Origin of the sequence: Rhodococcus sp. NPDC127593 (assembly GCF_042671975.1) — a bacterium.
GTDB lineage: Bacteria > Actinomycetota > Actinomycetes > Mycobacteriales > Mycobacteriaceae > Rhodococcus_F.
Genome location: NZ_JBHXWI010000044.1, coordinates 79,022 through 91,354, shown reverse-complemented (window position 1 = coordinate 91,354; position 12,333 = coordinate 79,022). Strand labels below are relative to the sequence as shown.

The 12,333-nt window shown below is 62.9% G+C and carries 6 protein-coding genes and 2 pseudogenes; 6 read left to right on the top strand and 2 right to left on the bottom strand.

All coding sequences use genetic code 11. The features are described from left to right. Window positions 1-450 (bottom strand): annotated as a pseudogene (locus tag ACFVJ3_RS33980) (IS21 family transposase); the annotation flags it as partial. Between the two features lie 280 nt (window positions 451-730). Here ACFVJ3_RS33980 and ACFVJ3_RS33975 point away from each other — a divergent pair. Continuing rightward, complete coding sequence (locus ACFVJ3_RS33975) at window positions 731-2,896, top strand: acyltransferase family protein (RefSeq protein WP_378456237.1); 2,166 nt, start codon at window positions 731-733, stop codon at window positions 2,894-2,896. On the opposite strand, the gene ACFVJ3_RS33970 is transcribed toward ACFVJ3_RS33975, so the two are convergent. Then, window positions 2,897-4,750: a GDSL-type esterase/lipase family protein gene (locus tag ACFVJ3_RS33970; protein ID WP_378456236.1), complete on the bottom strand. Its 1,854-nt coding sequence runs from the start codon at window positions 4,748-4,750 to the stop codon at window positions 2,897-2,899. A gap of 767 nt (window positions 4,751-5,517) precedes the next feature. Here ACFVJ3_RS33970 and ACFVJ3_RS33965 point away from each other — a divergent pair. The 5 genes and pseudogenes from ACFVJ3_RS33965 (at window position 5,518) to ACFVJ3_RS33945 (ending at window position 12,276) form a co-directional block, all read left to right on the top strand. Further along, entirely contained in the window at window positions 5,518-7,041 is a 1,524-nt protein-coding gene (locus ACFVJ3_RS33965) for a sugar transferase (RefSeq protein ID WP_378456235.1), read from the top strand. Window positions 7,042-7,217: 176 nt separating this feature from the next. Further along, window positions 7,218-8,074: pseudogene (locus tag ACFVJ3_RS33960) on the top strand (NDP-sugar synthase). Beyond that, window positions 8,071-9,315 carry a mannose-6-phosphate isomerase, class I gene (manA, locus tag ACFVJ3_RS33955; protein WP_378456234.1) on the top strand — a complete coding sequence of 415 codons (1,245 nt, stop codon included), beginning with the start codon at window positions 8,071-8,073 and terminating at the stop codon, window positions 9,313-9,315. Before ACFVJ3_RS33960 ends, manA begins: the two are co-directional and overlap by 4 nt. A 140-nt stretch (window positions 9,316-9,455) precedes the next feature. Beyond that, window positions 9,456-10,358: a UTP--glucose-1-phosphate uridylyltransferase gene (locus tag ACFVJ3_RS33950; protein WP_378456233.1), complete on the top strand. Its 903-nt coding sequence runs from the start codon at window positions 9,456-9,458 to the stop codon at window positions 10,356-10,358. A gap of 394 nt (window positions 10,359-10,752) precedes the next feature. Continuing rightward, window positions 10,753-12,276, top strand: coding sequence for a sugar transferase (locus ACFVJ3_RS33945; protein ID WP_378456232.1), 1,524 nt, complete (start codon window positions 10,753-10,755; stop codon window positions 12,274-12,276). Window positions 12,277-12,333: the final 57 nt, after the last annotated feature.

Below are 12,333 nucleotides of genomic sequence, written 5' to 3'. Positions count from 1 at the left end.
GAACAACAGGGTCGAGCGCATGATCCCACCGGGCCCGGGTACTTTCGGGCCCTCACCCCAGTCGAATTGCATCCACAGTCCGGGTTCGGTGATCCACGGCCGGTAGGTGCGGCGATGTCCGGCCCGCCATGCGGCTTTCGCATCCGCGACGGCGCGCCGGGTGGTGCGTTCGGTGCCGTCGAAGCCGAGAGCGACGAGGCGTTCGTGGACGATGTCGGCACGAACCTTGCCTTTGCTCCGCTCGACCCACTCCTCGATCTTGGGTAGATGGTCATCGACGATGCGCGGTCGCCGCGACGGACCGGACACCGGCATCCCGGCGTCACGAGCGGCGACGTAACGTCGGACCGTTTTCGGATCGACCCCGGCCAGCTGCGCCGCGGAGTGCGCACTGCCGGTGGTGTCGTAGGCCTCGAGAATTTCCATGATGTCCCTGTCAGACTTCTTCATGCGTCCCTCCGGTGGGAGTCGCTCGTAGGTGGTCGAAGACCTCGAGCAAAACCCCGGAGGGGCGTCGGTGTCAGGACCGACACACCGCCGGCCCCATGTCCATCGACAGGGAGATCAGCTGTCCGTCAGCAGGGACGAACGTGTCCGCCTACAGGGAGGTTGGCATGTCCGCTAGCAGGGCAGATTCCGAGGGGCCGCAACCGGCGAGTAACCGAACCGCCGACTATATTCCTTGCGTCCCTCAAACATTTTCGGGGGCCAAGTCATCGAGGGGTCGATCGTGGTTACTTCATTGCTTCCGGAGCCTACGCGTGGCCGCCGTCGCCGCAAGGGTCAGGAATCGAAGGCGCATCAGCGGCTGGACATACAGGGACTGCGAATGGTCGCGGTCATGCTCGTCGTTCTCGATCACCTCTTCGCCTGGCCACGTGGTGGCTTCATCGGCGTCGATGTGTTCTTCGTGATCTCAGGATTTCTGATCACAGGCTCGCTGATGCACACCTTCGAGAAGACCGGGCGCATCTCGTTCCCGAGTTTCTACCGGAGGCGGATCAGGCGAATCGTGCCTGCCGCCACCCTCGTACTGGTGGTAACCGTTGTCGCCGCGTACGCGCTCTTCTCTGAAAGCCGTTTCAAATCGACCGCACTCGACGCGGTGTCGGGCTTCTTCTTTGTGTCGAACTGGAGGTTCGGACTGGAAGGTACCGACTACTTCACTGCCGAAGGCCCCGTCTCTCCACTTCAGCACTACTGGTCACTGTCTGTAGAGGAGCAGTTCTACTTTGTGTGGCCGGCCGTCATTCTGGCGATCGGGCTGGTGGTTTCTCGCAACGCGTGGTCGAAGAAGATTCGCCTGGCCCTTTCTGCGGGGGTGATGGGCGTGGCAGTCGCAGGTTCCTTCACCTACTCGGTCATCGATACCGCGAGCAATCCGACGTGGGCCTACTTCTCTACCTTCACCCGTGTTTGGGAACTGGGGGTCGGCGCGCTGATGGCAATTACCATCAGCTATTTCGATCGGATTCCCGACAAGCTTCGACCCGTGATCGCGTGGTCGGGACTCGCCGCAATCCTTGTTGGCGCTTTCGCCATCACCGAGGAAGGTGGCGGCTTCCCTGCCCCCTGGGCAGCTGTACCGGTCGTCGGCGCGGCGCTGATCATCGGCGCCGGCGTATCAGGGCAGCACCGGTTTCTACAGATCCTCACCAACCGCGTGAGCACCTACGTCGGCGACATCTCGTACTCTCTGTACCTTTGGCACTGGCCGGTCATCATCATGCTCGGCGTGCTGATGGACCGGGGCACCTACTACTTCGCGACGGCTCTGTTCCTGATGTTCGGACTCTCCATCGCGTCATACCATTTCTTCGAGAACCCCATCCGAGCGTCGAACTGGCTGGGATCCCGCGCCGAGGCGCGGGACCGCAAGGTGCTCGACGTCTCACGGTGGCGTCTCCCGACACTGCGTATGAGTGAGTCGAATCAAACCATTGGCCTCGGCTCATTGGTCTTGATCACAGCTGGTTTGGTTGTGTACGGTCTCACGCCGGTTGCGGCGCCTGCCACGCCACCGCTTGCGGTGTCCGCGGAAGCGCAGTCTTCAGCGACGCAGGAGGAAGCCGTCGGTCCCGCTCAAGCGAAGCTGACTCAAGAGATCATCTCCGCTGTGCAGGCAACATCGTGGACCGAGTTGACTCCGTCGATGGACGAAGCGATTAGCGGGCCCCAAGCCTCGGATGAGTTTGCGCCGTGTGGACAACCGAAACGTCTCAGCGCTGAGGACTGCACATGGGGTGCCCCCACCGCCCCAAAGACAATTGTCCTGCTGGGTGACTCCGTGGCAATGACCTACGTCGAGCCCCTCACACAATTCGCGGAGAGTAGTTCCGGTGAATGGAAGGTGCGGGTTGAAGCGATGTTCGGATGCCAGTTCGTGGACGTTGCGCGCAATGGAACGAAGGATGCCGCCATTGATGCCGCCTGCCCGGGACACAAGGACCAGGTCATCAACATGGTCAACGAGATACGTCCCGACGTCGTCATGATCGCGAACTCGTACACCTCCACTGACGCCGCCACATGGACCGAAGGCCTCGACAGGCTGGTGGGACGATTCTCCGCCAATATCGGCAAACTCGTCATGCTCTCGGCCCCTCCAGCAGACATCAATATCGGCGACTGCTACAACCGAGTCAACATGCCCGCCGATTGCCTTAGCAAGGTGACGACAAGGTGGTCCAATCGTGCTGCGGTCGAGGACAACTACTCACACACTCGTGGTGGCATGTTCATTGACTCGCGACGTTGGTTCTGCACATCCGACGGACATTGCCCGAGTTTCGTTGGTACAATCCCGGTCAAGCGAGATGAGGCACACATGACGCCTGCATATGGAAGTCTCATCTCGCCTGCCTTCGCCGAAACGCTCAGGTCGATCGGCCTGTAGCTAGGCGACGATGGTGACGCCGTACGCGGTGCCCAGCTCTGCCATGAGCGTCGAGATCTCACCCGAGCTGAGTGCCCGGTTGTAGACGATGATCTCCGAGACCATGCCCGTGAAGTTGCCGCTCGTCGCACTTGAGGACGACCGACCCACGGAGATGTCCGCGAGACCAGCGATCGGCTGCTCGGCGGTCGTCGCCATCGTCCCGGTGTTCGTCGCCCCCTGCTTGTCCACATGCAGAGTAAATGCTGCGCCGTCGAACTTGCCGCCGATCACGTGCAGGGCCGCGGTCACTACAGACGGGGAAGTCCGCAGCACACCACTCGTCTGCCCCGGCAACAGTGAGTACCTGTTGTCGTTGGTGACCTGCAATGCGACCCAGCGCGCCGACGAGCCGCATCCCATCACGGTCTGCGAAGCGGCGGGGGAAGAGGGCGGCTTCAGGACGCAGAAGATAGTCAGCGGGGTGTCGTAGGCGCTCGCCCACAGTGCCGCGAGGGACTGCGTCTGAGGTGCATCGAACTCCACCGCTGGCTTACTGCCCGGCGCTCCTGTCGCCCGATACACAGGACGCCGGGTGGATGTGGCTTGCTGCATGGGTACGAGCATCGAGCCCTGCTCGACCGGCCATTCGCTGATCGCGGTGCCGTCCGCGATGCTGCGGTCCGCGAATGACTTCGCCGAGAACCGCGCCAGTAGACCAGACGTGATCGTCAAGGGGGTAACCGTCGAGGTGACCTCGGGAGTGACTGGCGTGCCGGCGGGCGGTGCGACCGCTGCCGCAGTTCGGGCCGGAACTGCCAACTCGAGGAATGCCACCTCATGCCCGAGTGTGGTGGGGTGCGCCCCGTCCGAGGACAGAATGCCCCCGCCGTCACCATCGGCTGCGGTCTGTGGGAAAAGTGCCCCGAAGTCATGGAAGCCCACCCAGTCCGGGTTCGCTGCCGCGACCTGCGCCAGCGCTGCCGCGACCTGCGCCAGCGCTGCCGAGAACTCCGCCCACGTGGCAACGGGTGCCACGAAGTCCAGCGTGCGCGGCTGCTGAGCGATCAGCGGCACCCACGGCTTGTACCCGAGAGTCGTCTGGATCTGCGCGAGGATGGCCTCGATGTTCGCCTTGTACTGTGCGACCGTCACGCCGTCGTTGTGGTCGTTCGACCCGACACAGATAGCGACCATCTTCGGGGCGAGGGCACCCAACTGCTGCCAGTGCGTCGGGCTGTACGTTGCTTTCAGGAAGTCGCCGGACGTGTTGCCGCCGAGCGCCGCATCGTAGAACCGGACTCCGGTGGTGTGGTCCTGGTCGAGCACGTAAACGGTGTTGATGTCCACTGTGCCTGTGGCGATGATCTGAATGGTGTGCTCGCCCCGGATCAGGGTTTGCGTGGTGAACTTGCCGTCGTGACGGTACACGCCAATGGTGTCCGGGGTGACCGTGACGGGTACGCCGTTGTCGACCTTCACCTTGAACGCACCCTGACCGGGGCCTTGCGCATAATAGACGATGAACCCGGTTGTCGACTGCACGGTGTACAGGCCGGACGCGCCCGCCGAGAACGTGATCGACGATGTGCCCAGACCCTTGCGGACCGACGTGGTGGTCCCGAGGAACGACCACGAACTCAGCTCGGACAGCAGCGAGTGGAACCCGCCCTTGATGCCGACCGGGTTGTACGCCGCGTGATACGCCTCGCCGAGCAGGTTCCAGAACTTGCGGGTACGGGGTGTCGCATTGTGGCCGGCCGCCGTCGAGGCACCGATCAGGACCGCGTTCACGATGCCGGTGTTGCGGGATGCGAGGGCCCGCAACCATGGCCGCTGCGCCCGCTCCACAGACCGCTCATAAGTGGCATTCACGGCCGCTCTCGTTAGTGATCCGGTGTCGGTACTTAGACGCCAGAGCGGAGCTAGCGAACCTTGGTCGCTAGCGAACCAAGGTTCGCTAGGAAATGTTTCCACCCTGCATTCCGGGGTCGGTTTCGTCCGCAGCTGATTTTGACCGCCGGACATATGATCTACGGTCGGCGAGTTGCTATCCCTGGCGCATTCGACAGCGATCCGGATGCGCTGCGCACTGCAGAGTCGCGGCACCTCCCGACACCGACGGAACACGATGGTGGACTTGGCGGCACCAGTCGGGTATCGGCGCGTGATGATGAATCGGCTGGGGCGACAGGTCGGTACTGATCGGGGTCCCATTGGTTCGGGCGTGGAACCGACAGAGGCTCGACGGGGAACGTTAGCCACGTCGAGGCCCGCTATTCTTTTCGCGTCGTGAAAGCCGATTGCACATCAGTGCATCGACCTGCTGAATGGACTGCAAGGGCTTGCAAAATACCTCGTTGTTGGCGATTACGCCAGGGTTTACTGTTACGGGAAGTGTCGGATTCATCTCGACTGTGCGTCATTCGGGCGATATACATGCCCTCTGAACTGCAGAGTTGCATCTACTGGGCGACTCCTGTCAGTCAGGTGTGAACCTGCTCACTTGACGTCTCAACTGGTGACCGAACGTGCAAATATCACTTCCGGCAGCAAGCAGGGGCGATCGTCATCATCGCCACACGTCGTGAGAACACACGAGCTGACCTACCTCGTGTATGGCTCTAGTACGGAAGGCGCGCATGGTGACGGCATTCGATGCTCCCCTTGATCCCTCGCGGGGTCCGCGGGAGGTGGGGGCGCCCGAGGTTGCGGACGACCGGCTCGGCAGTCGACGCGAGTGGCAGGCCGCCTACATCCGGCGCCTATTGGTCTCCGACACGCTGATCGTGATCGCCGCGGTGGCGCTGGCGCAGTGGGTCCGGTTCGGTGACAGCGGCACACTGACCACGAGTGGAATCGGTTACGACCTCAGCTACGCACTCGTCTCCGCTCTGCTGATCGTGGCGTGGTTGGCAACCCTGACGATTTTCCGAACTCGCACGGTGCGGGTGATCGGGAGTGGGCCGGACGAGTATCGACGGATCTTCGTCTCGACCGTTCGGCTGTTCGGTGTCATCGCGATGCTGGCGTTGCTGTTCCGCCTCGATCTGGCCAGGCTCTACCTCGCCATCGCGTTTCCCGTCGGCCTTGCGGCCTTGCTGGCGAGCCGGTGGGTGTGGCGTCAGGTAATTGCCCGGAAGCGGTCGCGCGGCGAGTTTCAGACGTCGGTGCTGGTTGTAGGCAGCGAACGCGCCGTTCGGACTCTCGCGGAATCCTTCGCCCGCGGTACGGCCGATGGGTATCGCGTGGTGGGCGTCTGCATTCCGGGGCACTCCGGCGAGCACGGCGACAGGATCACCGTGGCGGGCCGCGACATCCCTGTGCTCGGTAGCGAGCTGAATGTGATCGATTCGCTCGAGTTCTGTCACGCGGACACCGTGGCCGTCACGGCTACCGAGCATCTCGGGCACGAAGGGATGCGCGCCCTCGCCTGGAACCTCGAGCCTCACGACGTCGACCTGGTGGTTTCCCCGGGAATGATGGATGTGTCCGGTCCGCGTCTGTCGATGCGACCGGTGGCGGGACTACCGCTGATTCATGTGGAGAAGCCGCAGTACCACGGCGCGCAGAGGTTTTCGAAGCTCGCGTTCGACATGGTCTTCGCGGCATCGGCGCTCGTTCTGACGAGTCCGGTGATGATCGTGGCCGCTCTCGTGATCAAGCTGACGAGCAAGGGTCCGGTCTTCTACAAGTCGGAGCGCATGGGCCTGGACGGTCGGGCGTTCCCGATGCTCAAGTTCCGCAGCATGGTGGTGGACGCCGACAGGCAGGTGGCGGCGCTCATGACGGCGAACGAGGGTGCCGGCGTGCTCTTCAAGATGCGTGAGGATCCGCGGGTCACGCGCGTGGGCAGAGTTCTACGCAAGTACAGCCTCGACGAGCTTCCGCAGTTTCTCAATGTGCTTCGACGGGAGATGGGTGTGGTCGGCCCGCGCCCGCCCCTCCGCCGGGAGGTCGAGGCGTACGACGGCACCGTCCGTCGCCGGCTCTTGGTGAAGCCTGGAATCACGGGCCTGTGGCAGGTGAGTGGGCGGTCTGACTTGTCGTGGGAAGAGACTGTGCGGCTCGATCTCTCGTATGTGGAGAACTGGTCGATGATGGGGGATGTGCTCATCATCGGCAAAACGGTGCGCGCTGTGCTGGCCGGTGAAGGGGCCTACTAGAACATCGAGTGGCCGGTGAGGAACCCTGGCGTCGAACGTAGTGAGTTCCGGTGCAAATCAATGTATCTGGCCGTCACAGATAGCGTGCGATCACGCTGCAACTCCGGGCGAAGTCGAGTGGTGCGCGAACCGCGATCGGGTTTCAATCATTCCAACGTGATCGGACATGGAGGGGGATGTCGAACATGAGGATCGAATCTGCGCCGGACGCGGTCATTCTGGTCGGCGGTATGGGCACCCGGCTGCGGCCGTTGACGCTGTGTGCGCCCAAGCCGATGCTGCCGACCGCTGGAGTGCCGTTCCTGACTCATCTGCTGTGTCGCATCAATCACGCAGGTTTGACCCACGTGGTGCTCGGAACGTCGTTCAAAGCAGAAGTCTTCGAACAGCATTTCGGCACGGGTGACGAGCTCGGGCTGGAGATCGAGTACGTGACCGAGGACGAGCCGCTCGGCGCCGGGGGAGCCATCCGGCATGTCTTGCCCCATCTGCGTGCCGACACCGTCGTGGTGTTCAACGGTGATGTGCTCGGGGGCACCGACGTCGAGCCGTTCTGCAGACGCACGCCGACGCAGAAGCCGACGTGACGCTGCACTTGGTGCGGGTGAGCGATCCGCGCCCGTTCGGCTGCGTGCAGACGGACTCGAATGGCCGGGTCACCGCGTTCCTCGAGAAGACGCAGGATCCACCGACCGACCAGATCAACGCCGGCTGTTACGTCTTCCAGCGGGAGTGGATTGAGAAGATCCCCTCCGGCCGTCCAGTGTCGGTGGAACGCGAGGTGTTTCCCGCGTTGCTGTCCGGCGGGACGCGGGTATTCGGCCATATCGATTCCGCCTACTGGCGAGACATGGGGACGGTTGACGATTTCGTCGCCGGATCGGCGGATTTGGTTCGCGGAATCGCGCCGTCGCCCGCGCTGAGCGGTGCGCGCGGCGAGTCGCTCGTCGATCCGACCGCCACGGTGGCCCCGGGGGCGGTGTTGATCGGCGGCACGGTGCTCGGCGCACGGGTAACCGTCGGTGACCGATGAAACGACTTAATGGCGCAATCCGGTCGTATGACTGGGGCTCCCACACTGTGCTGGCGGAGCTCACGGGACGATTCTCGCCGTCCGATCGGCCCGAAGCCGGACTCTGGCTCGGAGCGCATCCGGCAGACCCGGCGCGTGTGGACGACGCGGGCTCCGGCGAGTCACTGCTCGACGTGATTTCGGCCGACCCGAAGGGGCAACTGGGGGACACCAACGCGTCGCGATTCGGGGGTCGACTTCCGTTTCTGCTTAGGGTTCTCGCCGCGGATGAACCTCTGTCGTTGCAGGCGCACCCGAACTTGGTGCAGGCACGCGACGGATTCGAATGCGAAAACCTAGACGGTGTTCCGCTGGACTCGCCTGTCCGCAACTACCGGGACGACAACCACAAACCGGAGCTTGTGGTTGCGCTGACGAGATTCGAGGCGCTCGCCGGCTTCCGCGACGTGCGGCGAACGGTCGAGCTGTTGCGCGCACTGGGTGTCGCGGAGTTGGACCGGTGTGTGGAGCTATTGGCAGCTCAGGCCAACTCGTCGGGTGTGCGGGAACTGTTCATGCAGTGGATCACGCGCGACGAGCACTCCGCGATGCTGATCGGTGGTGTGGTCGAGGCCTGCCAGCGGTACCTGTGTACGGAGCCCGACGGCGTGGTGGGGGAGTTCGCGGCTGAGGCGCAGACCGCGCTCGACCTGGGGAGCAAGTATCCGAAGGACCCTGGTGTGTTGATCTCGCTGCTGCTCAATCGGATCACGCTCGAGCCGGGGGAGGGGCTGTTTCTCGCGGCCGGAAATCTTCACGCATACCTTCGAGGCGCGGCCGTCGAGATCATGGCCAACTCGGACAATGTGCTTCGTGGCGGTTTGACCCCCAAGCACGTTGACGTGCCAGAGCTGCTGAAAGTCCTCGATTTTCGGCGGGGGTCCATGCCGGTGGTGCGCGCGGACGGTGATAGTCGTGACAACAGACGCCTGTACCGCACGCCGGAGACAGAATTCGAGCTCACCCGGCTGCACCTCGACACGAGCAGCAGTGGAGCGTCGTCATCCACAGTGACCCTCCCCGCCGGGGACCCACGGATCGTTCTCTGCACAGCGGGATCGACCGTCCTCTCGTCCCCGGGCGCCTCGCTTGAGCTGCGTGCGGGACATTCGGCGTGGTTGCCGGCATCGAACCCAGCCGTGACCCTCGTGCCGTCACAGCAGCACGCACAGGTTTTCGTCGCCACGATCGGCACCGGGTGATGCGGACTCCCCACGCCGCCAACGGGTCTTCGCTCACATGCATCCGATAGACCTGGACAACTGACCAGTGCAACGGGTCGGCCCACCCGCACGGGTCGTGACACTGCATCACATTGGGTTCTTCGAGAAGGGCTATAGCCATGGGGGATTTGGATTCGACTGCATTTCGGACGGCTGTGGTGCCGGCAGCGGGAATGGGTACGCGATTTCTGCCGGCGACAAAGACGGTCCCCAAGGAGCTACTTCCTGTGGTGGATACGCCCGGGATCGAGTTGGTGGCCGGCGAGGCTGCCGAGTCGGGGGCCTCGCGGCTGGTCATCGTGACTGCGCCGGGCAAAGACGGCGTGGTGGCGCACTTCGTCGAAGACCTGGTGTTGGAAAACAACCTTGCTGCCAGGGGTAAACACACGCTGCTGGAGAAGGTCCGCAGGGCGCCGGGTCTCCTCGCAGTGGAGTCGGTAGTCCAGCAACAACCGCTGGGGCTCGGCCACGCGGTTGGTTGTGCTGAAGCGGCGTTGGGCGACGACGAGGATGCGATCGCGGTTCTGCTGCCGGACGACTTGGTACTGCCGAACGGCGTGCTCGACGTCATGTCGCGCGTGCGAGCCAAGCGTGGCGGAACGGTGTTGTGTGCCATCGACGCCCCCAAAGAGGAAGTGAGCGCATATGGAGTCTTCGACGTCGAGACGGTTCCCGATGCCGTGAATCCGAACGTACTGAGGGTGAAAGGCATGGTGGAGAAGCCGAAACTCGAGGACGCACCGTCGACACTCGCAGCCGCCGGCCGTTATCTCTTGGACCGGGCGATCTTTGATGCGCTCCGACGAATTCGGCCGGGAGCGGCCGGCGAGTTGCAATTGACCGACGCGATCGCCCTGTTGATCGCGGAGGGTCATCCCGTACACGTGGTGGTTCATCGCGGTCCTCGACACGATCTCGGCAATCCCGGCGGGTTCCTCCGCGCTTCGGTTGACCTGGCGCTCAGTCATCCCGAATATGGGGCGGACCTGCGGACGTGGCTGGAGCAGAGGGTCAAGGGCTAGAGCGATGGTCCGATCGTTCACCTTTGCGTCTCGGCGGGCCTGGTGCTGGTCAGAGCAACGTTGCCGCGTTGTTACTGTCCAGTATGAAGTGCGCAAAATACTCGACGATCGGAAAAGGTGCCACCAGTCGGGGCTGAGGTCTGCCTGCGGACTGGTCTCCGAGCGCGTCACTCTAAGCACAGATCCTCTGGTTGACCAGGGTCGAAAGTCCCTCTCTCTGAGGAAAAATCGGCGATGTGAGTCGCATCACTCCGGGGCGTCTCGAGTGTAACGAGACGGCCACTGGTGCGATTATTAGCTGGCAGCAAAACTCAGGGGGCGGACTTCCTCTACCGCCACGCAGGTCGCGAGACAGTGACGCTCGCTAGCTCTTTGGTCCTAGTTGGAAGGCTCAATGGTGACGTCGTTCGGTGTTTCGCTCGACTCGGCAACCCCTGATGGGAGCACCACGCCCGCATCGGGTCTCGACGGCCGGCTCAGCGGCAGGCGTGCGTGGCAGGCCGCGTACATCCGGCGGTTGTGGGTCTCGGACACGCTGATCGTGATCGCCGCGGTAGCCCTCGCGCAGTGGGTGCGGTTCGGAGACAGCGGCGTCCTGCATACCTCTGTCTTCCCACAAACCCTCAGCTATGCGCTGGTGTCTGCTCTGCTCGTGGTGTCTTGGCTCGCCACGCTCATCATCTTTCGGACCCGCACGGTTCGTGTGATTGGTAGCGGCCCGGACGAGTACCGGCGAATCTTCGTCTCCGCCGTCAGGCTTTTCGGCCTCATCGCCATTGTCTCGCTCCTATTCCGTCTTGACCTTGCTCGCCTGTATCTCGCGATTGCCTTCCCAGTGGGGCTGGCTGGTCTTCTGATTAGCCGGTGGGTGTGGCGTCGGGTGATCGCCCGCAAGCGGTCCCGCGGCGAATTTCAAACCTCAGTGCTCGTGGTGGGCGGTGAACGTGCGGTGCGCAGTTTGGCCGAATCGTTCGAGCGCGGCACGGCCGACGGTTACACGGTGGTTGGCATGTGCATCCCAGGGCACACCGGCGCACGCAACGACAAGATCGTTGTGGGGGAGCGTGATATACCCGTGTTCGGTGACGAGCGTGAAGTGGTTCGCGCCTTGGGTTTTTGTCACGCCGATACCGTTGCAGTGACCGCCACAGAGCACCTCGGGCACGAGGGTATGCGTTCCCTTGCGTGGGACCTCGAACCCCATCATGTGGATCTGGTAGTCGCGCCGGGCATGATGGATATTTCCGGTCCGCGCCTGTCGATGCGACCGGTGGCGGGCCTACCGCTCATTCATGTGGAAAAGCCGCGATACCACGGCGCTCAGAAGTTCTCGAAACTCTCCTTCGACTTCGTGTTCGCGTCTATTGCGCTTGTTCTAATAAGCCCCGTGATGATGGCGGCTGCGCTTGCGATCAAGGTGACGAGCAACGGCCCGGTCTTCTACAGGTCGGAGCGCATGGGCCTGGACGGCAGGCCTTTCCCCATGCTCAAGTTCCGCAGCATGGTCGCGGACGCGGACAAGCAGGTGGAATCGTTGATGAAGGCGAACGAGGGCGCCGGCGTGCTGTTCAAGATGCGCGAGGATCCCCGGGTGACCAAGGTGGGGAAGTTCCTCCGCAAGTACAGCCTCGACGAGTTGCCGCAATTCGTGAACGTACTGCGCCGAGAGATGAGTGTGGTCGGGCCGCGCCCGCCCTTGCGTCGTGAGGTCGACGCCTATGACGGGACGGTTCGGCGCCGAATGCTTGTAAAGCCGGGAATTACGGGGCTCTGGCAGGTGAGCGGACGTTCTGATCTGTCTTGGGAAGAGACTGTCCGTCTTGACCTTTCGTACGTGGAGAACTGGTCAATGATGGGAGACATCCTGATCGTTGGAAAGACTATGAGGGCAGTCCTTACGGGTGGAGGTGCATATTGACGGGCCCGCAACTCAGTTTGGTGGTGATCGAAGGCTCCTCGTTGACTTGCGATATGC